The organism is Pseudomonas sp. T1.Ur, assembly GCF_023516725.1.
Taxonomy (GTDB): domain Bacteria; phylum Pseudomonadota; class Gammaproteobacteria; order Pseudomonadales; family Pseudomonadaceae; genus Aquipseudomonas; species Aquipseudomonas alvandae.
The window spans coordinates 4628897-4655701 of the sequence record NZ_JAMGSN010000001.1 but is presented as its reverse complement, the minus strand read 5'-3'; the positions used below and the strand labels follow the sequence as shown (position 1 = coordinate 4655701).

At 61.4% G+C, this 26805-nt stretch carries 18 protein-coding genes and 1 pseudogene; 11 read left to right on the top strand and 8 right to left on the bottom strand.

The features are described from left to right. Positions 1-145 precede the first annotated feature (145 nt). Together M8Q45_RS28675 and M8Q45_RS28670 are read left to right on the top strand one after the other, a co-directional pair. Positions 146-1237 (top strand): annotated as a pseudogene (locus M8Q45_RS28675) (methyl-accepting chemotaxis protein); the annotation flags it as partial. Then, positions 1214-2143, top strand: coding sequence for a methyl-accepting chemotaxis protein (locus M8Q45_RS28670; protein WP_502940574.1), 930 nt, complete (start codon positions 1214-1216; stop codon positions 2141-2143). The pseudogene M8Q45_RS28675 and the gene M8Q45_RS28670, both read left to right, overlap by 24 nt. Positions 2144-2276: 133 nt before the next feature. On the opposite strand, the gene M8Q45_RS20685 is transcribed toward M8Q45_RS28670, so the two are convergent. Then, entirely contained in the window at positions 2277-3053 is a 777-nt protein-coding gene (locus tag M8Q45_RS20685) for a TatD family hydrolase (protein WP_249876188.1), read from the bottom strand. Between the two features lie 16 nt (positions 3054-3069). Further along, entirely contained in the window at positions 3070-4065 is a 996-nt protein-coding gene (cra, locus tag M8Q45_RS20680; RefSeq protein ID WP_030139803.1) for a catabolite repressor/activator, read from the bottom strand. A 289-nt stretch (positions 4066-4354) separates the two neighbouring features. Between cra and ptsP the strand changes: the two genes are divergently transcribed. From ptsP to M8Q45_RS20660, 4 genes are all read left to right on the top strand, one after another. Then, positions 4355-7219 carry a phosphoenolpyruvate--protein phosphotransferase gene (gene ptsP / locus M8Q45_RS20675; protein WP_249876187.1) on the top strand — a complete coding sequence of 955 codons (2865 nt, stop codon included), beginning with the start codon at positions 4355-4357 and terminating at the stop codon, positions 7217-7219. Beyond that, positions 7219-8160 carry a 1-phosphofructokinase gene (pfkB, locus tag M8Q45_RS20670; protein ID WP_249876186.1) on the top strand — a complete coding sequence of 314 codons (942 nt, stop codon included), beginning with the start codon at positions 7219-7221 and terminating at the stop codon, positions 8158-8160. Before ptsP ends, pfkB begins: the two co-directional genes overlap by 1 nt. Positions 8161-8174: 14 nt before the next feature. Beyond that, the gene (locus M8Q45_RS20665) at positions 8175-9920 is read left to right on the top strand and encodes a PTS fructose-like transporter subunit IIB (RefSeq protein WP_249876185.1); all 1746 of its coding nucleotides are present in this window, start codon (positions 8175-8177) and stop codon (positions 9918-9920) included. A gap of 191 nt (positions 9921-10111) precedes the next feature. After that, positions 10112-11653: an alkaline phosphatase D family protein gene (locus M8Q45_RS20660; RefSeq protein ID WP_198797782.1), complete on the top strand. Its 1542-nt coding sequence runs from the start codon at positions 10112-10114 to the stop codon at positions 11651-11653. A 160-nt stretch (positions 11654-11813) separates the two neighbouring features. On the opposite strand, the gene M8Q45_RS20655 is transcribed toward M8Q45_RS20660, so the two are convergent. Next, positions 11814-14339, bottom strand: coding sequence for a PepSY domain-containing protein (locus tag M8Q45_RS20655; RefSeq protein ID WP_249877371.1), 2526 nt, complete (start codon positions 14337-14339; stop codon positions 11814-11816). Between the two features lie 222 nt (positions 14340-14561). Between M8Q45_RS20655 and M8Q45_RS20650 the strand changes: the two genes are divergently transcribed. The 3 genes from M8Q45_RS20650 (at position 14562) to M8Q45_RS20640 (ending at position 18267) form a co-directional block, all read left to right on the top strand. Then, a complete protein-coding gene (locus M8Q45_RS20650; RefSeq protein ID WP_249876184.1) occupies positions 14562-14729 on the top strand; it encodes a hypothetical protein in 168 nt (55 codons plus the stop codon). Between the two features lie 270 nt (positions 14730-14999). Beyond that, the gene (locus M8Q45_RS20645; RefSeq protein WP_249876183.1) at positions 15000-17261 is read left to right on the top strand and encodes an alpha-xenorhabdolysin family binary toxin subunit A; all 2262 of its coding nucleotides are present in this window, start codon (positions 15000-15002) and stop codon (positions 17259-17261) included. A gap of 97 nt (positions 17262-17358) precedes the next feature. Next, complete coding sequence (locus M8Q45_RS20640) at positions 17359-18267, top strand: hypothetical protein (RefSeq protein WP_249876182.1); 909 nt, start codon at positions 17359-17361, stop codon at positions 18265-18267. 48 nt (positions 18268-18315) lie between these two features. On the opposite strand, the gene M8Q45_RS20635 is transcribed toward M8Q45_RS20640, so the two are convergent. From M8Q45_RS20635 to M8Q45_RS20615, 5 genes are all read right to left on the bottom strand, one after another. Next, positions 18316-19479 (bottom strand): type III PLP-dependent enzyme, encoded by a 1164-nt coding sequence (locus M8Q45_RS20635; protein ID WP_030139810.1) that lies wholly within the window; start codon positions 19477-19479, stop codon positions 18316-18318. 661 nt (positions 19480-20140) lie between these two features. Continuing rightward, positions 20141-21298, bottom strand: coding sequence for an osmoprotectant ABC transporter ATP-binding protein OsmV (locus M8Q45_RS20630; protein WP_249876181.1), 1158 nt, complete (start codon positions 21296-21298; stop codon positions 20141-20143). Between the two features lie 221 nt (positions 21299-21519). Next, positions 21520-22212, bottom strand: coding sequence for an ABC transporter permease (locus M8Q45_RS20625; protein WP_249876180.1), 693 nt, complete (start codon positions 22210-22212; stop codon positions 21520-21522). A gap of 15 nt (positions 22213-22227) precedes the next feature. After that, positions 22228-23130 (bottom strand): glycine betaine ABC transporter substrate-binding protein, encoded by a 903-nt coding sequence (locus M8Q45_RS20620; RefSeq protein ID WP_249876179.1) that lies wholly within the window; start codon positions 23128-23130, stop codon positions 22228-22230. A 24-nt stretch (positions 23131-23154) separates the two neighbouring features. Then, entirely contained in the window at positions 23155-23844 is a 690-nt protein-coding gene (locus tag M8Q45_RS20615) for an ABC transporter permease (protein ID WP_249877370.1), read from the bottom strand. 447 nt (positions 23845-24291) lie between these two features. On the opposite strand from M8Q45_RS20615, the gene M8Q45_RS20610 reads away from it, so the two are divergent. After that, entirely contained in the window at positions 24292-25875 is a 1584-nt protein-coding gene (locus M8Q45_RS20610) for a peptide chain release factor 3 (RefSeq protein WP_249876178.1), read from the top strand. 462 nt (positions 25876-26337) lie between these two features. Further along, positions 26338-26589: a hypothetical protein gene (locus M8Q45_RS20605; protein WP_249876177.1), complete on the top strand. Its 252-nt coding sequence runs from the start codon at positions 26338-26340 to the stop codon at positions 26587-26589. Positions 26590-26805 lie beyond the last annotated feature (216 nt).

Genomic DNA, 26805 nt, shown 5'->3' with positions numbered 1-26805 from the left:
TACAAATCTCCCCGTCGTTTTAGGCTATACAGTGGCAGCGCCCGCATAGTGGCTTTCTGCTGCTTTCGCGTGCCAGCCCCATAAAAATAAAAAACTACCGGGAGGCTTCCTTGTGAAGAGTTTGCTCTGGCCCGCCGTCGCCCTGATGAATCGCTTGAGCTTCGGCATGAAGTTCAGCCTGATCAGCGTCCTGTTCCTGCTGCCGATGCTGGTGACCAACTTCTTTCTGGTGCGCGATGCCTACCGGGAATTCCAGGGCACGCAAGTGGAGCTGCAAAGCCTTGACCTGCTGGGCAGCAGCCTGACGCTGCGCCGGGACCTGGAGACGCTAAACAATCTGGTGCAGATCAATGCCAGCCTCGGCCAGTCCGGCAAGGCCGGCGACGTGGAGGCGAAGATAACGGCGCTTGAGCAAAAGGTTCTCGCGCGGTTGCAAGGCCTGACGGCCATGGCCATGGAGCCCGAGCAGGTCAGTGCCTTCGATGCCAAGCGTGACGAAATGATCGCCGCCTTCAAGGCCCAACAGGCCGAAAACTCCCTGCAAAGCAAAAGCGCCTTGATTGGCAGCCTGCTCAACAAGGCGCAGATATTCGGCCAGATCATCGCCAGCCAGGCGGGCCTGAGCCGTGATAACCAGGGCGACATCCGTCAGCTCAGCGACCTCGTCATTGCCGTGACACCCAACGTCACCCAGACCCTGGGCGACGGTCGCGCGCTGGGCGCTTCGTCGCTGGGGCTGGGCTTTCTCAATTCCGCGTCGAGTACCCGGTTCGACGAGTTGCTGGTGCAGATCGAGAAACTCCAGGGCGAATATGATCTGAAACTGCAGGATGCCCTGGGCTCGAGCAAGGCGGCCGGGCAAGTACTTGCCGATCAGGCCGCAGGCAGTAAGAGCACTCTCAAGCAGGCCGCCGAGCTGATTGAAAACCAGGTCGTCATGGCGGATACCCTTGATGCGCCATGGCCTGCATTCTTCGAACAAGTCAGCGGGCTGATGGAGCAGACCTATCGGCTGAACGAGCAAACGCTGGGTTTTCTCGATGTGCAATTGCAGCACCGCCTGGAGCAGAATCGCAGCCACATGGTGCTGCAAGCCGTGGCGCTGGCAGCGGTGTTCCTGCTGATTTTTTACCTGTACGCCGGTTTCTACGCTTCGACGCGCACTACGCTCAAACATTTGGGCGCGATGATGGACAAGGTCGCGGCGGGTGACATGACGGTCAATTTCGTCGCCCGCAGCCAGGATGAGCTGGGCGAGTTGGGTGAGGTATTCAACGGCACGGTGGCGAAGATCCATGACTTGATCGAGCAAGTCGGCCGCACCGTCGCCGAGGTCGAGCGCCAGGCGGGGCAGGTGGAAACGGTATCGGCCCAGAGCAACCTGGCCGTCGCCGGCCAGCGCAGCCAGATCGAGTTGGTCGCCACGGCGATGAACCAGATGTCGGCTACTGCCCAGGAAGTCGCCCGCAGCGCCGCGGCGGCGGTCAGCAGCGCCCACAGCGTGAACGACGAAACCCTCAGCGGGCGGGGATTGGTGGAGTCCCAGCAGGGCAGCATTGCGCGGCTGGCCAGTGAAATCGACCAGTCAGTGCAGGTGATCAATCAATTGGCGACCGACAGCCAGTCCATCAGCCGCGTCCTGGATGTGATCAAGAGCATCGCCGAGCAGACCAACCTGTTGGCCCTCAACGCCGCTATCGAAGCCGCCCGGGCTGGCGAGCAAGGGCGCGGGTTCGCCGTGGTGGCCGATGAGGTGCGAACCCTGGCCAAGCGGACCCAGCAATCAACCGAAGAAATCGAAGCGATGATCAGTCGCCTGCACGGCGGCGTGGGTGCTGCTGTCAAGGCGATGGGGACCAGTCATGAGATGGCCAGCGGCACGGTGGGTCAATCGGAGAAAGTCCAGCAGGCGCTGGAAAACATTCTTGGCGCGGTCGGCATGATCGTCGACCAGAACCAGCAGATCGCCGCTGCGGTGGAACAGCAGACCGCCGTCGCCCATGACATCGACCAGAACATCGTCGAGATCAACCGCGCCGGCGAACGCACCGCCGAAGGCGCCCACCAGACGGAAGACGCCAGCCGCGAGTTGTCCGCCCAGGTGGTGCAACTCAAGCAACTGATCAATGCGTTTCGGGTGTGATTCCAGTCCCGCCACAAACCCAATGTGGAAGCGAGCCTGTGTGGAAGCGAGCTTGCTCGCGATGGCGGTGTGTCAGTCAATGAAGTGTTGCCTGGATCACCGCTATCGCGAGCAAGCTCGCTCCCACGAGGGATCACCAGTTGAACAGTTCGCGGGCGGTTGCCGTGCTGGCCTCGGCCAATCGCTCGGGGCTGACACCCATGATTTCAGCCAGCGCCTCACAAATCGCCGGCAAATGCGCCGGGCTGTTACGTTGGCCAGGGAACATCGCCGGAGCCATGTCCGGTGAGTCGGTTTCCAGCACCACCGCATCCAATGGCAATTTCGGCAGCACCCGGTGCATGCGCAGGGCTTGCGGCCATGTGGCCGCGCCGCCGAGGCCGAGCTTGAAGCCGAGCTTGATGTACTCGCGAGCCTCTTCGAAGCTGCCGGCAAAGGCGTGGATGATGCCGGCTCGCGCCGGGCAGATGCGTTTGAGTGTCGCGATCACGGCGGCGTGGCTGCGGCGCACATGGATCAGCGCAGGCAACTCGAACTCCACGGCCAGTTCCAGCTGCGCTTCGAACAGCGCTTGCTGGCGGTCGCGATCGAGGGTCTCGACGTAATAGTCCAGGCCGATTTCACCCACTGCGCACAGCTGCCGATGCCCCGCCAGGCGGGTCAGCCATTCACGCAACTGCGCAAGATCATCGTCGTGATGTTGATCGAGATACACCGGATGCAAGCCCAGCGCGGCATGCAGGTGCGGGTCGCTTTGCACCAGATCCCAGACGCGTTGCCAGTTGTCCCTGTACACCCCGAGTACCACCATTTCCCGGACGCCCAGGGCGCGGCTTTCGGCCAGCAGCGCCGGCCGGTCCGCCTCAAAATCGGGAAAGTCCAGGTGGGTGTGGGTGTCGATCAGTTCCATGCAGGGTTCCGAAACTTCAGCCTTGGTGAATGCGCTGTTTGAATGTGCGCGCAATCGCCTGTACACCGGGTTGGTAGTCGTCGTTTTCGATGGCCGCCAGCGCCAGTTCCAAGGCTTTTTCGGCGATCAGTTGATGTTGCTGGGACATGGCATTGACCGGCAGCGGCAGGAAATCCAGCAGTTGCGTGTCACCAAACGTGCCCAGGCGCAGCGGTCGCGCCTTGAGCGGAAAATCATGCAGGGCATCGAACACCCCTTGCAGCAGCACGTAGGAGGTGGTGATCAACGCATCGGGTAAATGGCCCAGGCGGGCGAGCATCTCGTCCATCATCTGGCGACCGCATTCACGGCTGAACGACTCGCCATGTTCGATCAGGACCTGGCCTTCGAAACCTTCCAGCGCCTCGCGGAAACCGGCGGTCCGCTCCTGGCTTATGCTCAGTTCGGGGCGGGCGCTGATCAGCGCGATCTGCCGTGGGTTCGTCTCCAGCAGGCTGCGGGTCAGTTGCAGGCTGGCCTGGCGGTCATCGCTGATCACCGAGCAAAAATGCGTGGGCTCCATCACCCGGTCGATGGCGATGATCGGAATACCCTTGGCCTGCAATTGACGGTAGCTGTCGTCTTCGGCGGGCAGGCAGCTGGCGACGATCAGCGCATCGCAGCGCCGGGCGCGGAACAGTTGCAACAGTTGCCGCTCGCTGTCGGGCGCATCGTCGGAGCTGGCGATCAGCAGTTGGTAGCCTCGGGCGCGCGCCCCTTGTTCGAGCAATTTGGCGATACGCGCATAGCTGGGGTTTTCCAGGTCCGGCAAGATGAAACCCAAAGTGCGGGTATGCCGGCTGCGCAATCCGGCAGCCTGGGGGTTGGGCGTGAAGCCATGCTCTTCGACCACCGCCCGCACCCGTTCGACGGTCGCGTTGCTGATGCGTTGCTGTTCGGCCTTGCCGTTGATGACGTAGCTGGCGGTGGTCACGGACACACCGGCGAGCTGGGCGATATCACTGAGTTTCAACCCGGTTTTCCTTGTTTTTTCGAGTTTGCCCCGACAATGAAGGGTCATCCTACCCGATTCGGATCGATGGTCACCCTCCAGACGCTTTCGACAAGTTGCACTTCAAGGATGAGAGATTATCGAGTAACGTGCCAATCTTTCTAGATTAAACGTTTCAGCAGGCGTATTTTCAAGGCTCTCAGGTTTTTGGTCGGTGCTGCCGCGATGCCGCCGGAAGCCGTTTTGCAACGCTAAGCTGATTCATTCAAAACAATACCTGGCGCCAACCGGACGCCAAAAAGGAGAAAGCATGCTCGAGCTCACTTTAGAGCAGATATCCATGGCCCAGGTGGCTGTGGATAAAGACGCCGCGCTGCAACTGCTCGCTGACAAACTGGTGGCCGATGGGCTGGTAGCCGAGGGCTACCTTGCCGGCTTGCAGGCCCGCGAGGCCCAGGGCTCGACCTTTCTTGGCCAAGGTATTGCCATCCCCCACGGAACTCCGCAGACCCGCGACCTGGTGTATTCCACCGGCGTGCGCTTGCTGCAGTTTCCTGAAGGCGTGGATTGGGGCGATGGCCAGATCGTTTATCTGGCGATTGGCATCGCGGCCAAGTCCGACGAACACCTGCGCCTGCTGCAACTGCTGACGCGTGCCCTTGGCGAGACCGACCTGGGCCAGGCCCTGCGTCGCGCCGGTTCCGCCGAAGCGCTGCTGAAATTGCTGCAGGGCGCGCCGCAGGAACTGGCGCTGGATGCGCAGATGATCGGCCTCGGTGTGTCGGCCGACGATTTCGAAGAATTGGTCTGGCGCGGCGCCCGTCTGTTGCGCCAGGCCGATTGCGTGAGCAACGGTTTCGCCGGCGTGTTGCAGCAGGTCGACGCGTTGCCCCTCGGCGACGGGCTCTGGTGGCTGCACAGCGAGCAGACCGTCAAGCGCCCGGGCCTGGCCTTCGTCACGCCGGACAAACCCATTCGTTACCTCGGCCAGCCCTTGAGCGGATTGTTCTGCCTGGCCAGTCTCGGTGAGGCTCACCAAGCCTTGCTGGAAAGACTCTGCGCGTTGCTGATCGAAGGTCGCGGCCATGAACTGGGCCGTGCCACCAGCAGCCGCAAGGTCCTGGAAGTGCTGGGGGGCGAGTTGCCTGCCGATTGGCCCAGCGCGCGCATCGGCCTGGCGAATGCCCACGGGTTGCATGCCCGCCCGGCGAAGATCCTCGCCCAGTTGGCGAAAAGCTTCGAAGGCGAGATCCGCGTGCGCATCGTCGACGGCCAGGACAGCGCCGTATCGGTGAAGAGCCTGAGCAAGCTGTTGAGCCTGGGCGCTCGTCGTGGTCAGGTCCTGGAATTCATTGCCGAACCCAGCATTGCCGCCGACGCGTTGCCGGCGTTGCTGGCCGCTGTCGAAGAAGGTCTCGGCGAAGAGGTCGAACCGCTGCCGCCACCGAGCGCGCCACGGGAAACCACCATTGCCGAAGTTTCCACCGTGCTGCTCGCGCCGGAATCCGGCAGCCTGATCCAGGCCGTCGCCGCCGCGCCGGGTATCGCCATCGGCCCGGCGCATATCCAAGTGCTGCAAGACATCGAGTATCCACTGCGTGGCGAGTCCCCGGCGATCGAGCGCGAGCGCCTGCAAAAAGCCTTGAGCCAAGTGCGTCGGGACATCGAAGGCCTGATCGAGCGTGCGAAGGCCAAGGCCATCCGCGAGATTTTCATCACCCACCAGGAAATGCTCGACGACCCGGAACTGACCGACGAAGTCGACACCCGCCTGAAGCTGGGCGAGAGCGCACAAGCGGCGTGGATGGGCGTGATCGAAGCCGCCGCGAAAGAACAGGAAGCCCTGCAAGATGCCTTGCTCGCCGAGCGTGCCGCCGATCTGCGGGACGTCGGTCGCCGTGTGCTGGCGCAGCTGTGCGGCATCGAAACCCCGGCTGAACCCGAGCAACCCTACATTCTGGTGATGGACGAAGTCGGCCCGTCCGACGTCGCCCGCCTCGATCCGGCGCGCGTGGCGGGGATTCTCACCGCACGCGGCGGCGCCACCGCCCACAGTGCCATCGTCGCCCGCGCCTTGGGCATTCCGGCCTTGGTCGGCGCAGGCGCTGCGGTGTTGCTGTTGGCGCCGGGCACGTCATTGCTGCTGGACGGCCAGCGCGGCCGCCTGCACGTGGACCCGGACGCTGCGACCCTGCAACGGGCCGCCGAGGAGCGCGACACCCGCGAGCAGCGCCTCAAGGTCGCCGCCGAGCAACGGCACCAGCCGGCGCTGACCCGTGACGGTCACGCCGTTGAAGTATTCGCCAACATCGGCGAAAGCGCCGGCGTCACCAGCGCGGTGGAGCAGGGCGCCGAAGGCATCGGCCTGTTGCGCACCGAGCTGATCTTCATGGCCCACACCGAAGCCCCGGACGAAACGACCCAGGAAACCGAATACCGCAAGGTGCTCGATGGCCTGGCCGGTCGGCCGCTGGTGGTGCGCACCCTCGATGTCGGCGGCGACAAGCCGCTGCCCTATTGGCCGATCGCGAAGGAAGAAAACCCGTTCCTCGGCGTGCGCGGCATCCGCCTGACCTTGCAGCGCCCGCATATCATGGAAGCGCAGCTGCGCGCCCTGTTGCGCTCGGCGGACAACCGTCCGCTGCGGATCATGTTCCCCATGGTCGGCAGCGTCGACGAATGGCGCCAGGCCCGGGACATGACCGAGCGCCTGCGCCGGGAAATCCCCGTGGCGGACCTGCAACTGGGGATCATGATCGAAGTGCCGTCCGCCGCGCTGCTGGCGCCGGTGCTCGCCAAGGAAGTCGACTTCTTCAGCGTCGGCACCAACGACCTGACCCAATACACCCTGGCGATCGACCGTGGCCACCCGACTCTGTCGGCCCAGGCCGATGGCTTGCACCCGGCAGTGCTGCAACTGATCGACATCACCGTGCGCGCCGCCCATGCCCATGGCAAATGGGTCGGCGTGTGCGGCGAGCTGGCGGCCGATCCGCTGGCGGTGCCGGTGCTGGTGGGCCTGGGCGTGGACGAGTTGAGTGTCTCGGCCCGCAGCATTGCCGAGGTCAAGGCGCGGGTCCGCGAGTTGAGCCTGGCGCAAGTACAAACCCTGGCTCAAGAGGCCTTGGCCGTGGGCAGCGCCGATGATGTGCGCGCATTAGTGGAGGCGCTGTAATGGCGAAGATTCTTACCCTGACCCTCAACCCGGCGCTCGACCTCACGGTGGAGTTGGCGCGCCTGGAACCGGGCCAGGTCAACCGCAGCGACGCCATGCATGCCCATGCCGCTGGCAAGGGCGTCAACGTGGCGCAGGTGTTGGCGGATCTGGGCCATACGTTGACCGTCAGCGGTTTTCTCGGCGAGGACAACGCCCAGGTGTTCGAGACGTTGTTCGCCCAGCGTGGCTTCGTCGACGCGTTTATCCGCGTCCCCGGTGAAACCCGCAGCAACATCAAGCTGGCCGAACAGGACGGGCGCATCACCGACCTCAACGGCCCGGGCCCGATGGTTGATGAAGCCGCGCAGCAGGCGTTGCTGGCGCGCCTCGAACAAATCGCCCCTGGCCATGACGCCGTGGTCGTCGCCGGCAGCTTGCCCCGGGGCGTCAGTCCGCAATGGCTGCAGGCGCTGATTACCCGGCTGAAAAATCTTGGCTTGAACGTCGCCCTGGATACCAGTGGTGAAGCCTTGCGCGTCGCCTTGGCGGCCGGGCCGTGGTTGATCAAGCCGAACACCGAGGAACTGGCCGATGCGCTGGGGTGCGATGTGGTCACCGAGTTGGCCCAAGCCCAGGCGGCGCAGCGCCTGCATGCCCAAGGCGTCGAGCACGTGGTGATTTCCCACGGCGCCGACGGTGTGAATTGGTTCAGCGTCGGTTCGGCGCTGCATGCCTCGCCGCCCAAGGTGACGGTTGCCAGTACCGTGGGCGCGGGCGATTCGCTGCTGGCCGGCATGCTGCACGGATTGCTCGGAGCCCACGCGCCGGAGCAAACCCTGCGCACCGCGACGGCCATCGCTGCCATGGCGGTCACCCAGATCGGTTTTGGCATCCACGACACCGCGTTGCTGGCGTCGCTTGAACAGGGCGTGCGCGTGCGCCCCCTGACAGAACAATAAGAGGGTTCGCAAAAATGAAACTAGCCATTGTGACGGCCTGCCCGAACGGCATGGTCACCAGTGTGTTGTGCGCCCGCCTGCTGGACGCGGCGGCCCAGCGCCAGGGTTGGAGCACCAGTGTCGAAGTCCATGACGCGGCCCATCCTGAACGCCAATTGTCGGCGGCGACCCTGGAATCGGCCGAGTGGGTGCTGCTGGTCGCCAGCGGCCCGGTGGACCTGTCGCGGTTCGTCGGCAAGCGGGTGTTCCGCAGCACCCCGGCCTTGGCCCTGCAGGACGTTGACGCCGTGCTGCGTCGCGGTGCCGAAGAGGCCGAGGTGCTGGGCGAGACCGACCTGATCGCCGAAGAACCTGCGCCATCGACCGAGCGTGCTCCGCGCCTGGTTGCCATTACCGCGTGCCCGACCGGCGTCGCCCATACCTTCATGGCCGCCGAAGCCTTGCAACAGGCCGCGGCACGCCTGGGTTATGACCTGAAGATCGAAACCCAGGGCTCGGTAGGAGCCCGAAATCCGTTGGGCCCCGAGGCGATTGCCGAGGCCGACGTGGTGCTGCTGGCGACCGACATTGAAGTCGCCACCGAGCGTTTCGCCGGCAAGAAGATCTACCGCTGCGGCACCGGCATCGCGTTGAAGCAGGCCGAAGCCACGCTGAAAAAAGCCTTGGCCGAAGGCGTCCAGGAAAGTGCCGCGAGCGGCGCGTCCACGGGGCCGGCGAAGGCGGAAAAAAGCGGCGTCTACAAACACTTGCTGACGGGCGTGTCGTTCATGCTGCCGATGGTGGTGGCGGGCGGCCTGATGATCGCCTTGTCGTTCGTGTTCGGCATCGAGGCCTTCAAGGAACCTGGCACCCTTGCAGCGGCGCTGATGCAGATTGGCGGCGAAACCGCGTTCAAATTGATGGTGCCGCTGCTGGCCGGCTACATCGCCTATTCCATCGCCGACCGGCCGGGCCTGGCCCCCGGCATGATCGGCGGGATGCTCGCCAGCACCCTGGGCGCCGGGTTCATTGGCGGGATCATCGCCGGCTTCCTCGCTGGTTACGCCGCCAAGGCGATCAACCGTTACGCGCGGCTGCCCCAGAGTCTGGAGGCGCTCAAGCCGATCCTGATCATTCCATTGCTGGCGAGTCTGTTCACTGGCCTGGTGATGATCTACATCGTCGGCAAGCCCGTCGCGGGCATGCTCGAAGGGCTGACTCATTTCCTCGACAGCATGGGCACCACCAACGCGATCCTGCTGGGTGTGCTGCTGGGGGCGATGATGTGCGTCGATCTCGGCGGACCGATCAACAAGGCCGCCTATGCCTTTTCGGTGGGGCTGCTGGCTTCGCAGAGTTACGCGCCAATGGCCGCGACCATGGCCGCCGGGATGGTGCCGCCCATTGGCCTGGGCATCGCCACCTTCCTGGCCCGGCGCAAATTCGCCCAGACCGAGCGCGAGGCCGGTAAGGCGGCGTTGGTGCTGGGGTTGTGCTTCATCTCCGAAGGCGCGATCCCGTTCGCGGCCAAGGACCCGTTGCGGGTGATTCCGGCCAGCATTGCCGGCGGCGCGCTGACCGGGGCGCTGTCGATGTACTTCGGCTGCAAGCTCATGGCCCCGCACGGCGGGCTGTTCGTGATGCTGATCCCCAACGCGATCAACCATGCGCTGCTGTATTTGCTGGCGATCGTGGCGGGCGCGCTGTTGACCGGGGTGGCGTATGCGCTGCTCAAGCGGCCGGAAGTGGTGGAAATGGCGTTGGAGCCGGTGAAGGCCTGAGCCGTCACTGGTTTCCCCTTGTGGGAGCGAGCTTGCTCGCGATAGCGGTGTATCAGTCAACAAATAGGTGGCCTGACACTCCGCAATCGCGAGCAAGCTCGCTCCCACAGTGGTTTTGGGTGGTCACAAAAATCTGTCACACCCATTTCACACGGCCATGCTTAAGTTTTCCCATTTCAAGGGAGAACACCATGAGCGAATTCGACCTGGGCCGGCGCCGCGTGATGCAAGCCGTAGGCGCTGGTTTGTTGCTGCCCGGGCTGGCCCCGGCGGTGATCGCTTCGGTCAAGGACCGGCCCGTGCTGACCGAAGGCGTGCAGTCGGGCGACTTGCAGGGCGATCGCGCGATGATCTGGAGTCGCAGCGATCGTCCGGCGCGGATGGTCGTGGAGTGGGACACCCGTAGCCAGTTCTCCAACCCCCGGCGCTTTGTCTCGGCGCTGGCCGACAGCCGCAGCGATTTCACCGCCCGGGTCGAGCTTACCGGCCTGCCGCCCGACCAGGCGATTTTCTACCGCGTGCATTTCGAGGACGCCCAGAGCGGCGTGGCCAGCGAGCCTTGGCTCGGGCATTTGCGCAGCGTGCCGCAATTCAAGCGCAACATTCGGTTTGTCTGGAGCGGCGACACCGTCGGCCAGGGCTTCGGCATCAACCCGGACATCGGCGGCATGCGCATCTATGAAGCCATGCGCCTGCGCCTGCCGGATTTCTTTATCCACAGCGGCGATACCATCTATGCCGACGGTCCGGTGCCGGCGCAGCTCACCACCGAGGGCGGGCGCATCTGGCGCAACCTCACCACCGAAGCCAAGAGCAAGGTCGCCGAGACCCTGGACGAATATCGCGGCAACTACCGCTACAACCTGATGGATGAGAACGTCCGCCGTTTCAACGCCGAAGTGCCGCAGATCTGGCAATGGGATGATCACGAAGTGGTCAACAACTGGTCGCCGGGCAAACAGCTGGACGAGCGCTACCAGACCAAGGATATCCACAGCCTGGTTGGCCGCGCGCGACAGGCCTGGTTGGAATACGCGCCCATGCGTCTGCAAAAGGCCGATGGCGGAGGCCGCATCTACCGCAAGCTCGGCTACGGGCCGATGCTGGATGTGTTCGTGCTGGACATGCGCAGCTACCGCGAAGCCAACGACGCCAATCTCGGCGCGGCGAAACCGTTTCTGGGCCGTGAACAGTTGGATTGGCTCAAGCGCGAATTGAAGCAATCCCGTGCCCAGTGGAAAGTCATCGCCGCCGACATGCCCATCGGCCTGGGCGTGCCGGATGGCGAGGTCAGCCCCGGCGTACCGCGCTGGGAAGCGGTCGCCAACGGTGACCCGGGCGAGGCCCAGGGCCGTGAAGTGGAGATCGCCGAACTGCTCGGTTACCTGCGCAAGCATCAGGTGCGCAACTACGTCTGGCTGACCGCCGATGTCCACTATTGCGCCGCCCATCATTACCACCCCGAACAGGCAGCGTTCCAGGATTTCGAACCGTTCTGGGAATTCGTCGCCGGGCCATTGAACGCCGGCAGCTTCGGGCCCAATGCCCTGGACAAGACCTTCGGCCCCGAAGTGGTGTTCCAGAAAGCCCCGCCAGCCCAGAACACCTCGCCGTTTGCCGGCTATCAGTTCTTTGGCGAGGTGAACATCGACGGGCAGAGCGGGGAGATGAGCGTGGTGCTGCGGGACCTGGAAGGCGTGGCGGTGTTCGAGAAGAAGTTGCAGCCGGTTTGAATCAGAGGCCACTACAGACCCCCTGTGGGAGCGAGCCTGTGTGGGAGCGAGCTTGCTCACGATAGCGGTGTGTCAGTCAAGGAAGTGTTGACTGACCATTCGCTATCGCGAGCAAGCTCGCTCCCACAGGGATTTCATTGAATTCTGGATAAGCGCTACGTCAGTAGACATCCCGCCGATACCGTCCCTGCTCGACCAGCTTTTCCACTTCCTCACGCCCCAGCACCAGGTTGAGCACGTGATCCACCCCTGACGCCATCCCTTGCAGGCTGCCGCACACATAGATTACCGCGCCGTCGGCCAGCCACTGCTTGAGCAGTGCCGCGGATTCCAGCAGGCGATCCTGGACGTAGATTTTCGCTTCCTGATCCCGGGAGAAGGCCAGGTCCAGGCGCTCCAGGTCGCCGGAGGTCACCCATTCCTGCAACTCATCGCGGCAGTGGAAATCGTGCTCGCGGTTGCGTTCGCCAAACAGCAACCAGTTGCGCTGCATACCTTCGGCGACGCGGGCCTTGAGCAAGCTGCGCAGGCCGGCCAGGCCGGTGCCGTTGCCCAGCAGGATCATTGGCACGCCCTGGGGCGGCAAATGGAAGCTGCTGTTGCGGCGTACCCGCAGGCTGATGGCGCTGCCCAGCGGCGCGTGTTCGGTGAGCCAGCCGGAACCCACGCCCAGGCGGCCATCGGCATGACGTTCCTGGCGCACGATCAACTCCAGTACGCCGTCGGCCGGGATCGACGCGATGGAATATTCGCGCGTGCCCAGCGGCGCCAGTGCTTCCACCAGTGCCTGGGCATGCAGGCCTACCAAATGGGCGCGGCTTTCTGGCAGTTGGCGGGTCGCCAGGGCTTGATCGAGGCTCTGGGACAAACCGTCGATTTGCACGCGAGCGTGGCCGGAGAGGCCGAGGCCATCCAGGAAGTGTTCGATGGCCCACGCATCATTGCGAGGCAGGATTTCCACCAGGTCGCCGGCCAGCCAACTGCTCGGGCCGGGGGCGGTGAGGCCCAGCAAGTACACCCCCGAGCCGCTGCTGTCGGGGTTGAGCAGGGTGCGTTGGCCGAGCGTCCAGTTCTGGAAACTTGGCGGCTGCCAGGCGTCCGCCGGAGCCTGGCCGGTCAGTTCGGCCAGCTGTTGCTGCCAGTGACGCAAGGCATAAGGATCGCCGCTGTCCACTTCCACCGGAGCGAACAGCGTCTTGCCGCCATGCTCCGCCAGCCAGGCATGCAGGCGCCGGGCGAAGCCGCAGAAGTTTTCGTATTGGCGGTCGCCCAGGCCCAGCACCGAATATTGCAGTCGCTCAAGGCTCAGGGCCTGGCCCAGCACCTTGCGTTCGAAACCACGGACACTGTCCGGTCCTTCACCGTCGCCAAACGTACTGACGACAAACAGCGCGCGGGTGGCGCTGTTCAGATCCTGCTCACTGACGCCGGCCAGTGGCTGGACCTTGACCGGCAACCCGGCGGCCTGGAGTTGGCCTGCGGTCTGCCAGGCTAATTGCTCAGCGAACCCGCTTTGGCTGGCGAAACCGATCAGCCATGCCGGGGTATCGACAGGGTTGCCGGCGAGTGCCTGGCGAGCCTGGCGGACCTGGCGCTTCTTGCGTCGGCGGTCCAGGTACAACAGCCAACCGGTGATGAAAAACAACGGCATGGCCAGTGCGGCAACCGTCATCAGGATCCGGCCGACCAGCCCGAAGTAACTGCCGACATGCAGCGCATAGATGCTCGTCAGCAACTGGGCCTTGAGACTTTTATCGCTGTAGCGGCTGTGACGGCTGATGGCGCCGGTGGCCGGGTCGAGAATGAGTTGGTTCAGCGCGCGGTCATGGGGCGAGTTTTTCAATAGATAGAAGACGGTCGCCGGTTGCCCGGCTACCGGTGGCATGCGTACGTTATAGGCGGACAGGTCGGGGCCGGCGGCGCTGTAGATGCTGCTCCACATCGCCCGATAATCCGCGATCGGCGCCGGGCCGTTTGGCACGGAGTCGCGGTTGCGCACGCGCTCATCCTTGGGCGAATCGGAGAGCAGGCGGGTCACGCCCTTGTTGTACCACTCGTAGGACCAGGTCAGCCCGGTCAGGGCGGCCAGCAGATAGAACACCAGGCACCAGGTGCCTGCGACGGAGTGCAAATCCCAATTGAAACTGCGACCTTTCTTGGCCCAGTCGAGGGTCAGCCAGGCGCGCCAGTTCTTCCATTGCCGCGGCCAACGCAGGTACAGCCCGGACAGGCAGAAAAACACCAGGATCAGCGTGCACGCACCGGTGATCTGCCGTCCCACGTCATCCAGGGTCAGGACGCGGTGCAGCCTGAGCACCAGGCCGAAGAAATCCTGGCCCACCACATCGCCCATGAACTGACCGTTGTACGGATTGAAATAGCGCATCGGCCCGCGTTTCTCTCCGGGCGGGGCCGTGAAGATCGCCCGCGCGGCATTGCCGCTATCAGTGTCGACCCAGAGCATGTTGACGGTCTTGCCAGACGCGGCTTCGATCTGTTCCACCAGTTCAGCGGGCGGCAGGACGCCCGCCGGTTGCTTTTCAACCGTCAGCACCTGCGGGTTCAACGCTCGCAGGATCTCGTCCTGGAACGATACCGTCGCACCGGTAATGCCCATCAACGCCAGGACCAGCCCGGCGCTGATGCCGAAAAACCAGTGCAACTGGAACAGGGTTTTCTTCAACACGTCGCTCGCCTTGTTCATTCAATTGGATCATCACGGCGTGCATTATGCCGTGTGTTATCGAGAAGCATTCATAAATACGCCTGAAGGCTCCGATCATTTGCATGAGCGGGGCTTTTGCCGGTGTGACCCCGCAGCTGGCTCCCCTTGCCTGCGTCCGCGGGAGTTATGTAGGCGCTGCGTAGGAGCTGCGTAGGAGCTGTCGAGTGCAACGAGGCTGCGATCTTGTCCCAGACCATTGAGTCGAAAGCGAAAGACCAAGATCAAGACCAAGATCAAGATCAAGATCAAGATCAAGATCAAGATCAAGATCAAGATCAAGATCAAGATCAAAATCAAAAGATCGCAGGCTTCGCCAGCTCCTACAAAGGCCAGCGCTCGCCGTGGGGTTAGTGCCCTGTACGGTGTTGATGTTGTCGGCGTGGATGGAAGGGTATCGCCTGCGCATCGAAAAGTTGGAATAGTTGCTCTAAGAGACAGTCCTTTATGGCTCGGTAAGTGGTGTTGATTATTGGTCTGGTTTCGTATTGTTCTCTCATATTTGAAGGTGTTTTAGTCTTTGACTGCGTTTGTTTTGATGGATTAGTGTCGGTGTCGCTGCACTTGCTTTTGTCTTGACGTGTAGGAATGACCAGGAATGACAATTTAATTAAAGGATTAACTATGAATGCTGACAGCCTATGGGGGGGCGCGCTTAAAGATGCCGCTCCCGACGACATTGTCCAGTTTGCAAAACTTGCGCCCAAGACCCTCGCCAATGCCTCCGCACCAGCGCAAGACGGTGGCTCTCGTGGCAAAGGGTTATTGCTGACGAAAAAACAGGTCATCGACCTGCGCAAATACGAAGCCGCCGCCCTGGCGCTTCCCTTCACCCTGGCGGATGTGAAGGATTACCTGAACTTTGGCGCCGATGCGGGCGTGGGACTCAATCATGGGGACTTTTTAAGGACCTTCAGAGCCACTCGCCATCATGCCCAACGTTGGTCGCCGTTGCGCGAAGCAATCATGCTGACCGGTAGTCAATTGAAATTATTTGCTGCAAGCATGAGCCTGTATGGTCGGGATATAGAAGAAGTCTATGCCGATGTCAGGGCTTCCGGTTTGCTGGATAAACATAACATCGAGAGTTGGGAGGAGTTAAAACGCCTGGAGCTGGAACTGGGCGATAGATTTCCGGGGATCGAGTTGGAACCCGACACCCTCAGTGACTTGGGATATTACTTGGAGCAGATTTCCAAACGGATCACAGATAACTTGGACGGTGTCACCACAATCAACGAACAGTTGGCTTTGTTTGGTTATGATTTGCGCGAGCACATCCTTCCTGAAATCAAATTGCGCACCAGTTTAATCAACAGCAATTCACTGCCAGCCGACATCGAGATGCTCAAGCAACAAATCGATGAGCGCTCCCAGCAGATCAACGAGAAAAACGCCGATTACAAGGCTGCCGTGGAAAAATCCATCGGGGCCGCTACGGGAATGAATGTGGTCGGCCTGGCGCTGGCTATCTACCTGGGCGTAGAGGCCGAAAACATCCGGGCGCAAAGGAATCTGCTCTACAAGGAACAGGACGAGGCGATCGAAACGCTGAAGGGCAAGAACCAGACACTTGGCTCCCTGACGCGCGTAAAGCACGACCTGCAAGGACTGGAACTGGTCGCTGTCGATGCGGATATCGCCACGCAGAACCTGATGCATGTCTGGAACGTCATGCATCTCTATGTGAAAAGTTCCCAGGCTGCGGTTTCCAGGATTACCGACGCTTTAAGCCTGAGGCGCTTTATGTCGACATTCCGGGAAGTGGTCAGCCCGTGGCGTCAGATCGAGCAGGACGCCGATGCGTTGATCGCAGTGTTCAAGGAGGCCGACACGGAGTACGAGCGCATTTATCGCGTCCGGCCTCGACTCGCCTCTTATAGTCTTCTGCCCATCGGTTATCCGACCGTGGATCGGCAGGTCATGGCTGACAGCCACGCATTGATGAGAGACGGAGCTGTCAGGTCCAAGGCGCTATTCATCACTTGGAACTACCTGCCGCAACTGCATGATCGGTTCCGTGATCTGGTGGGCTGCATGAGTGAGAGCGGCAGCGTCCTGAGCACGACTGCCCTGGATATGAAGGTGTGGCTCGACGGCAGCATGCAGCGCCTGGAGCTTCTGGAAAAAGAACGGGCGGATGCGTCGGATCCACAGGAGATAGAAGAAATCGAGGCCGACCGTGCGCAGGAATTGCTCGGCATCGCTTCTCTGATGATTCGGCCCGTCCGGCAACTCACCCGTCAATTATCGGCGATCAATGACCGTTTCGATCGGCGCTTGACGTTGGGTTTCATGGACGACCTTGGCAAGGATCAACAAGCGGTTCAGGCAGCTCTCGATCAAATGAGTCATGAACGTATCGAGCGCCAGAAACAGCGCAGTTCCTTCAACGAAGCCATCGATGCGCTGGAGAAGGGCGGGGTCGAGGCGATTGGCAACGATCTGCTCCTGACGATGGAAGAAGTCATGAAGCTCGGCATTGCACCCCCTCAGGTGCAATTGGTCATGTTTGCCATCGAGCAGCTTAAAAAGACCCTCGAACAAGTCGGCGATGGGCTCCGGTTCCTCGACATGGTGTGCGAGCGGGACAAGCTGGTCGAGAAAATCGAGGCGCTGGCACGGGATATCGAGACGAAAACCCGAGACTTGGCCTCGCTCAAGGGCAAAGCCGATTTTCTCCAGAACATTCACGCGCTGGACGACCAGCGCCAGCGCTACGTGGGCGAATACCAACGGGCCGTAGAGGCTTTCCAGGCATTCGCTTCGCAGATCGATGCGAGCGAGCAGGCCGATGACGCGCAGCGCAGTCTCGAATTCATCAATTACGCGCAGCGGTTCAGCGCCTTCTTGACACCGCTGGCATTGCCTTTGACGGCTTATTGAACCTCGACACGCAGTTATTGCTGTCTGGGCTTTGAATCGATGACAAACGGCTGTCGGGGAACCTGTACCGACAGTCTTTTAGTTTGGGTAAAGGGTCATGTTTGATTTCCTGTTGAACGAGAAGAATGTTTCTTCGTTGAAAGAGTACGTAAGTTTTTTGAATGACTTGCCTGTCGCCCTGGATGAGATCAAGCGTTTCTCGGATGCTTTCCAGCGGTCGGGCCACACAATGATGACCCCACCGGATGCGCAGGCGCTGACCCAGGCAGCCGTCGCCAATGCAGGTCGTTGGCGAGCGATCCTCATGGTCGTTCCTTCACTGGCGATGATGGGGCGTCAACTGGTTGCCGAGGCCGATACGTTTACCCGGGAATTTGCACAGGTGGCTCAGCATACTGCTGGCGCTGCGGGTCGCGTGTTGATGCAAAATGTCGATCCCCTGCGCTTCACTCCCATCAATGTGGGGCAACAGGGCACCAACCGTCCGCCCGACATCCTGTATCTGATCAACAATCTTTGCGTGCGCCTGGATCAATATGCGAAGGTCGCGGCGCATTTCAAGACCTTGGTCGTTGACGTATCCCAGACGATCCACAGTATCTTCGTGCGCTTCATCGACTCATTGGCGTTGAGGTTGTGTGTCTGCGATGCGCCTGTTTCAAAAATCGAGGCTTATTACAGCCAGGGGCGAATAGGCTTGCCGAATATGCCGTACGACACCGGTGGCTATTATTCCGAGGAACAACGACGGGAAAAAGCCAGGGAGCATTTGAGAATGTTGGGTGAGGTCTATGTGCGGGCCATTTCAGCCGGTAACAATCTTGCCGATTTTTGTCATCGTCTGAACCATTTCGTGACCTGCGTTAAGGTTGAGCTTCAATCCAACGATCCGCAGTGCAGCCTGCGACGGGCCAAAAGCTCGATGGCGCAAGTCGCTCATCCATTGCAACAACTGGATGTCATGGTGAGCGCCTTGGAACGTCTCTCTCCTAAATACCAGCCATAAAAAAGCCCGTGACATTGTCACGGGCTTTCAAGCTCAAGCGGCCAGCGATTAAACGTAGTACGACTTCAACGGCGGAAAGCCATTGAACTCCACCGCGCTATAACTGGTGGTGTACGCACCGGTCGACAGCCAGTACAGGCGATCACCGATCGCCAGGTTCAGCGGCAAGCCGTACTTGTAGTTTTCATACATGATGTCGGCGCTGTCGCAGGTCGGGCCGGCGATGACCACTTCTTCCATCTCGCCTTTCTTCTCGGTCCAGATCGGGAACTTGATGGCTTCGTCCATGGTTTCGATCAGGCCGGAGAACTTGCCCACGTCCGTGTACACCCAACGCTCGACGGCGGTACGGGACTTGCGCGCCACCAGCACCACTTCGCTGACCAGGATACCGGCGTTGGCGATCAACGAACGGCCCGGTTCCAGGATGATTTCCGGCAGATCGTCGCCGAAGTCTTCCTTGAGGAAACGGATGATTTCCTCGGCGTAGGTTTCCAGGCTGTTGGTGCGGGTGATGTAGTTGGCCGGGAAGCCGCCGCCCATGTTGATCAGCTTCAGGACGATGCCGTCTTCTTCCTTCAGGCGTTCGAAGATCACCTTGACCTTGGCGATGGCCGCGTCCCAGACGCTGATGTCGCGCTGTTGCGAACCGACGTGGAACGAGATGCCGTACGGCACCAGGCCCAGGTCGCGGGCCAGGATCAGCAGGTCCATGGCCATGTCGGTCTGGCAGCCGAACTTGCGCGACAACGGCCAGTCAGCGGTGGTCGAACCTTCGGTGAGGATCCGCACATAGACCTTCGAACCCGGCGCGGCCTTGGCGATGTTGCGCAGGTCGGCTTCGGAGTCGGTGGCGTACAGGCGCACGCCCTTCTCGTAGAAGTAGCGGATGTCCTTGGATTTCTTGATGGTGTTGCCGTAGCTGATCTGCTCCGGGCCGACGCCACGGCTCATGACCTTGTCCAGCTCGTAGATCGAGGCGATGTCGAAGTTCGAGCCTTTTTCCTTGAGCAGGTCGATGATTTCCACCGCCGGGTTGGCCTTGACGGCGTAGTAGACCTTGGCGAATTCGAAACCGGCGCGCAGGTCGTCATAGGCCTGGGCGATCATCGCGGTGTCGATCACCACGAACGGGGTTTCCTGCTTGTCGGCGAACGCTTTCATTTTCTGGAAAGTTTCGCGCGCGAAATAGTCTTCGACCTGGATCGACATACTTGGGACTCCTACTGGCAAACATCAGGATCAATGGGTTTGAGGGCAAGCTGCCCCCGCGAACGTCCTCCGTATCCCCACTTTGGTTCGCCTACTTCCCAAGGCATGTCGCCGAAAGCAAAAAGGCCATCCAAGTCGTTTGAGAGCTACTGCGTGCTGTGCGCCTTCGGCGCTACGCGAGCAATACTGCGTTGGGAAGAGGCTCGGAATGCTCATTTACAATCAGTAAACTCCGCTTCCTCGCCTCTTCCCGCCTTGTCTTGCCTGCGCTCGCTACGCTCTCAAACGACTTGAAACATGATTCCCTTGGCCTTGCTGTCTCGTCGTCAGTACTTGAGCCGGATGGATCGTTTCCAGCATGGACGTTCGGCGCGAACTTTAGGGCGTGAGGGGCCTGAGATCAACTAAAAATGTCGCGTTTTTGCACGTCTCCGTCGTGCGGTGCGCGACAGCCCATGATGTAACCGACCGGTGTGACAGGTTGATGTTCCCCCGGATCGGTATTCGGCCTTGCTCAATATGGCTTTTGCCTTTGTGGCGAGGGAGCTTGCTCCCGCTTGACCGGGCTGGCGCTCCAGTGCGAAGCGCTCATCGCTTTTTTGGGGCCGCTGCGCGACCCAGCGGGAGCAAGCTCCCTCGCCACAAAGGCAGTCGTGCCTGGTCAGACTGAGGCAGTCTCAGCCGGCGAAACAATACTGGTCTTGCCCCCACGCGACTTGCCGGAGCTCAGGTACTCGGCAATCGATTCCTGGGTCACTTCCCCCAGGAACACCCGCTCGGCGTCCAGCACCGGCAGCCACGAGCGATTGAACTCGTACATGCGTGACAACAGGATCCGCAGGTGCTCGTCGTAGGCGGCGGTGGCGTTGAACTCTCGCAGGAATTGGCCGCAGGTGCCGGTCTGGCGGTGCAGGTCGCGGCGTCTTACATACCCCAGTGCCTTGTTCTCGGCGCAGGTGACCACCACGTAGCGCCGGTCATGTTCGTCCATCAGTTCCAGCGCCTCGGCCACCGGCGTTTCGGGGCTGACCGACGGGGCGTTGTCCGCCGCGTCTTCGGCCTTGACCAGCAACAGTCGCTTGAGCGTGCTGTCCTGGCCAACGAAGTTGCTGACGAACTCGTCGGCCGGGTGCGCCAGCAATGTGTCCGGATGATCGCATTGCACCAGCTTGCCGGCGCGGAAGATCGCGATCTTGTCCCCCAGCTTGATGGCCTCGTCAATGTCGTGGCTGACCATGATCACGGTCTTGTTCAGCGCCCGTTGCATCTCGAAGAACTCGTTCTGGATCATCTCGCGGTTGATCGGGTCGACCGCGCCGAAGGGTTCGTCCATCAGCAACAGCGGCGCATCGGCCGCCAAGGCGCGGATCACGCCAATCCGCTGCTGCTGGCCGCCGGACAATTCACGGGGGTAGCGGTGCAGGTATTGCTTGGGTTCGAGCTTGATCATGCTCATCAATTCGCGGGCGCGGTCGTGGCATTTCTGCTTGTCCCAGCCGAGCAGGCGCGGGACAACGGTGATGTTTTCCTCGATGGTCATGTTCGGGAACAGGCCGATCTGCTGGATCACGTAGCCGATGTTGCGGCGCAGGGTCACTTCATCGAGGCCGGTGGTGTCTTCGCCGTTGATCAAGACCTTGCCCGAAGTCGGCGGGATCAGCCGGTTGATCATTTTCAGCGTAGTGCTCTTGCCACAGCCCGACGGCCCGAGGAACACGCAGATCTCGCCTTCGTTGACGGTCAGGTTCACCGAGTCCACGGCTTTGACATCCTTGCCGTTGCTCTTGAAGGTTTTGCTCAGGTTTTGAAGTTCGATCATTTCAGTAGTCCTGTGTAGGGGGTGTTCGCCGCAAATGACGGGCGCGTTGGAGCTGAGATCGCGCCGGGCAAGGCGTGGGACGCAGGGAATGGTGTTCCCTTTCCAAGTCCCACAACGCAGCCCGGCGCGATCTCAGCTCCAACCCGTAGGGCCGAGCCCCACAAAGCGCAATCCGTCGTTGCTCGTCGTTCATTTGAAAAACCAAACATCTCTCCTCGCGCCTAGTCTTGCGCTTTGTGGGGCGTCGGCGCGCCCGTCATTTGCGGCGAACACCCCCTACTTGTCAGCGAGCGTTGCAGCCATTGCAGGAGCAGGTCGGCGAAGATGGCCAGGAGGCTGACCAGCACGGCGCCGACGATCAGCATCGACATGTCGCTGCGGCTGATGGAAGCGAGGATGAGCACGCCCAGGCCACCGGCGCCGATGGTGGCGGCGATGGTCATGACGCCGATGTTCATGACCACGGCGGTGCGTACGCCGGCCAGGATCACCGGCACGGCGATGGGCAGTTCGACCATGCGCAGGCGCTGGCCGAAGGTCATGCCGATGCCGCGGGCGGCTTCACGGATGCCCGGTTCGACGCCGGTCAGGGCCAGGTAGGTGTTGCGCATGATCGGCAACAGTGAATAGAGAAACACCGCGGTGATCGCCGGCATCGGCCCCAGGCCCTGGCCGAACTTGGAATAGAACGGCAACAGCAGGCCGAACAGGGCGATCGACGGGATCGTCAGCAGCACCGTGGCACTGGCCTGCAACGGGCCGGCGAGCGCCGGGAAGCGGGTCATGAAAATGCCCAGCGGCACACCGATGACGATCGCCAGGGTCACGGCGATGCCCACCAGGGTGATGTGCTGCCAGGTCAGGTGCAGCACCAGCGGCCAATCCAGATGGGAAAAGGCGTCAAGAAAATCCATGGCTTTTCCTCCAGGTCATTGGGTTGAGAGCAGCGAATGCTGGCGCAGGAAATCGGCGGCAACGGCGCAAGGGCTCTCGTGATCGACGTCCACGCGAGCGTTGAGCTGGCGCATGGTTTCGTCGTCGAACAGCTCGGCCAGGGGCTTGAGCTGCGCGGCCAGTTGCGGGTGCGCGTCGAGGAAGGCCTGGCGCACCACCGGCGCGGCGGTGTAGTCGGGGAAATAATGCTTGTCGTCTTCCAGCAGCTTCAATTTGAAAGCATTCAGGCGCCCGTCGGTGGTGTAGACCAGGCCGGCGAATACCTGGCTGTTGCGCAGCGCGGTGTAGACCAGGCCCGCGTCCATCTGGCGGATGTTCTTGCGGGTCAGGTTCATGCCGTACTGCTCGACCATGCCGGCCAGACCGTCGGAGCGATTGGCGAACTCGGTGTCCAGGGCCACCAGATGGTTCTCGTCGGCCTCGGCCTGCAACACGGTGTTCAACTGGCTGATGGAATTGATCTGCGGGTACTTCTTCGCGACTTTCTCCGGCAAGGCCAAGGCGTAGGTGTTGCTGAATTTCGACGGTGCCAGCCAGACCAGGCCTTTTTTCGCGTCGAGTTCTTTCACCCGGGCGTAGGACTGGGCGCTGTCGAGTTTCTCGGTGACATGGTTGTAGGCCACCAATGACACGCCGGTGTATTCCCACAGCAAATCCAGTTGCCCGGTTTCATGGGCACTGCGGGCCAGGTTGCTGCCCAGTCCGCCGGTGACTTGCGCGTCGTAGCCTTTATCTCGAAGGTATTGCGCGGTGATTTCCGCCAGCAAGGTCTGCTCGGTGAATACCCGGGCGCCGAGGCGGATCAGCGGTTTCTCTGCGGCTTGGGCAAACCCTGCGAACAGCAGCAGGCAGCCCAGGATCAAGCTCAACTTCTTCATAACGATTCCTTTATCCAGCCAGGCTCAGGACGGTCGTAGACCGCGTTCCAGCCAGAGGCGGCTGGCCAGTGTCACCAGGCCGTCGAGCAGCAACGCGAGCAGGGCGGTGCAGGCGGCGCCGAGGAGCAATTGCGGCTGGTTGTTCAAGGCGATGCCGGGGAAGATCAGGCTGCCGAGGCTGTTCGCGCCGATCAAAAATGCCAGCGGGGCGGTGCCGACGTTGATCGCCAGCGCTACGCGCACGCCGCCGACGATGATCGGCACGGCGTTGGGCAACTCGACTTTCCACAGCACCTGGCGTGGGGTCATGCCGATGCCGACGGCAGCTTCCTTGAGGGAACCCTGGACGTTCTTCAGGCCTTCATAGGTGTTGCGCACGATGGGCAACAGCGAGGCGAGGAACAGGGCGAAGATGGCGGGCCCGCTGCCGATGCCCAGGATTCCGAGGGCGATGGCCAGCACGGCGAGGGGGGGCACGGTATTGCCGATGTTGAACACTTGCATGAAGCGTTCGGCGCGCCCGACCATGCCGGGGCGACTGAGGGCGATGCCGGCGGGGATGCCGACGATCAGGGCCGCCAGCATGGAGGCCACGACAAGCATCAGGTGCGCTTGCAGGTAGAACAGCAGGTCGTCGCGGTAACGTTGGATCGTATCGATGCCGATCCAGTGGACCAACAGGGCAAGAAGGGCGACGACGACCGCACCCCCCATAAGCCCTTTGCCATAGCGGATAGCCACAGGCGGACTCCTTTGTCTTTCAGTCGGCGCACGCTTTTCCGGGCGGCGAACCATCATGGGTTGCCGGGAAAACGTTCGCGAGAAGCAGCTCTTTTCGAGGCCGGTAAAACGACGTCGAAGCGAGCCATGAGCGCAGCCTCGTCAGGCTAACTTGCTGATTTTCAAGACCCTGACGAATGGCCGTAACAGGGAAGTGGACGTCTGTGCGGCTTGAAAGGTTCCCTCATAAGGCACCGTCGAACCTCTGTAGGAGCTGGCGAAGCCTGCGATCCTTTGGCATTTTCAGGGACGCCGAAGATCAAAAGATCGCAGGCTTCGCCAGCTCCTACCGTGCACCAACGCCTATGTACGGTGGTCCATGAGGGGCGTTTTGGGCTATACTCGCCGCCCTTTTTTGAATCACCTGCCAGGCGATTTCCCATGACCAAACAGGCCGCCGAAGTCGCGAAACGCCGCACTTTCGCCATTATTTCCCACCCCGATGCCGGTAAGACCACCATCACCGAGAAGCTCTTGCTGATGGGCAAGGCGATTGCGGTTGCCGGCACGGTGAAATCTCGCAAGTCCGACCGCCATGCCACTTCCGACTGGATGGAGATGGAAAAGCAGCGGGGTATCTCCATTACCACGTCGGTCATGCAGTTCCCGTATCGCGATCACATGATCAACCTGCTCGACACCCCGGGCCACGAAGACTTCTCCGAAGACACCTACCGCACCCTGACCGCGGTGGACTCGGCCTTGATGGTCCTCGACGGCGGTAAAGGCGTCGAGCCACGGACCATCGCGCTGATGGACGTCTGCCGCCTGCGGGACACGCCGATCGTCAGCTTCATCAACAAACTCGACCGCGACATCCGCGACCCCATCGAACTGCTCGACGAGATCGAAGCGGTCCTGAAAATCAAGGCTGCGCCGATCACCTGGCCGATCGGTTGCTACCGCGACTTCAAGGGCGTGTACCACCTGGCCGACGACTACATCATCGTCTACACACCGGGCCACGGTCATGAACGCACCGAAACCAAGATCATCGAGAAACTCGACTCCGACGAGGCCCGCGCGCACCTGGGCGACGAGTACGATCGTTTTATCGAGCAACTGGAACTGGTGCAGGGCGCCTGCCATGAGTTCAACCAACAGGAATTCATCGACGGCCAGCTGACCCCGGTGTTCTTCGGGACCGCCCTGGGCAACTTCGGCGTCGACCATGTGCTCGACGCCGTGGTCGACTGGGCCCCGCGTCCGCTGCCGCGTGTTGCCAACGAGCGCACCGTGGAGCCGGTGGAAGAGAAGTTCTCGGGCTTCGTGTTCAAGATCCAGGCGAACATGGACCCCAAGCACCGCGACCGCATCGCCTTCATGCGTATCTGCTCCGGCAAGTACGAAAAAGGCATGAAGATGCGCCATGTGCGCACCGGCAAGGACGTGCGCATCGGCGACGCCTTGACCTTCTTCTCCTCGGAGCGCGAGCAACTGGAAGAGGCCTTCGCCGGTGACATTATCGGCCTGCACAACCACGGCACCATCCAGATTGGCGACACCTTCACCGAAGGCGAAGCCCTGGGCTTCACAGGCATCCCGCACTTCGCCCCGGAACTGTTCCGCCGCGTGCGCCTGAAGGACCCGCTCAAGTCCAAGCAACTGCGCCAAGGATTGCAGCAACTGGCCGAAGAGGGCGCCACCCAGGTGTTCTTCCCGGAGCGCAGCAACGACATCATCCTCGGCGCCGTCGGTGTGCTGCAGTTCGACGTCGTCGCCAGTCGCTTGAAAGAGGAATACAAGGTCGAGTGCTCCTACGAGCCGATCACCGTGTACTCGGCGCGTTGGGTCGAATGCGGCGACAAGAAGAAGCTCGAGGAATTCTCCAACAAGGCTGTGGAAAACCTTGCGCTGGACGGTGGTGGACATCTGACCTACCTGGCCCCGACGCGGGTGAACCTGGCGCTGATGGAAGAGCGCTGGCCAGACGTGAAATTCCGCGCGACGCGGGAGCATCACTAAGCAGCAGGTGTGACCCATCGCGGGGGCGAGCCTGCTCGCGATCGCGGTGGGTCAGCTTGCCTGGATGTTGGATGTGCCGGCCTCTTCGCGAGCAAGCTCGCTCCCACAGGGGTTTGTGTTGGGCACGGCATTTGTGTCCAACCTCCTGGCTCACATGGGCTTGGCATTACTCAGACTCCCGGTCAGCCAAATTCTTTTGTGGGAGCGAGCTTGCTCGCGATCGCGGTGGGTCAGCTTGCCTGGATGCTGGATGTGCCGGCCTCTTCGCGAGCAGGCTCGCTCCCACAGCGAAAGTTTGTGGTGTTAGCAGGTTTGGAGATAAGGCTTATTCGAAACCATTCTGTAGAACGACGGCATTTCTAGCTGTACGGGGGCGTCTTATCTGGTGAACCGGGCGGTTCAGAACTAGATTTTTTTGAGCGCCGTCGGGCCCCGGCTTTATCCGGAAAGAAGGAATTGGCTATGAATAAGCTTCTACGCATGATGTTGCTATTGAAGGTTTTGGTGATGTTGTCCCTGGGCTCCACAATCGCGTGGGCGGAATGCGATCAGCATGATCAGCACGCATCGAGTGGGCAGGTCGTGCAGGGCGAGTTGATGCTGGCCGCGACCGATGCGGATGCAGGTGAACCGGACGATGGCGAGGATGACGATGGCTTGCCGGCCGATCCGCCGGATGGCGATGAGGATGAAGAGGGCGATAGCCAGACGTAGATACCCGACAATAAAAAACCTCCAGTCCTGATCGGACTGGAGGTTTTTTATTGCCCGTGGCGAGGGAGCTTGCCGGACTTTGTAGGAGCTGGCGAAGCCTGCGATCTTTTGATCTTTTGATCTTTTGATCTTTTGATCTTTTGATCTTTCGCTTGAGATCCAAGTGTCCTTGGAAAGATCGCAGCCTCGCTTCGCTCGGCAGCTCCTACGCAGCTC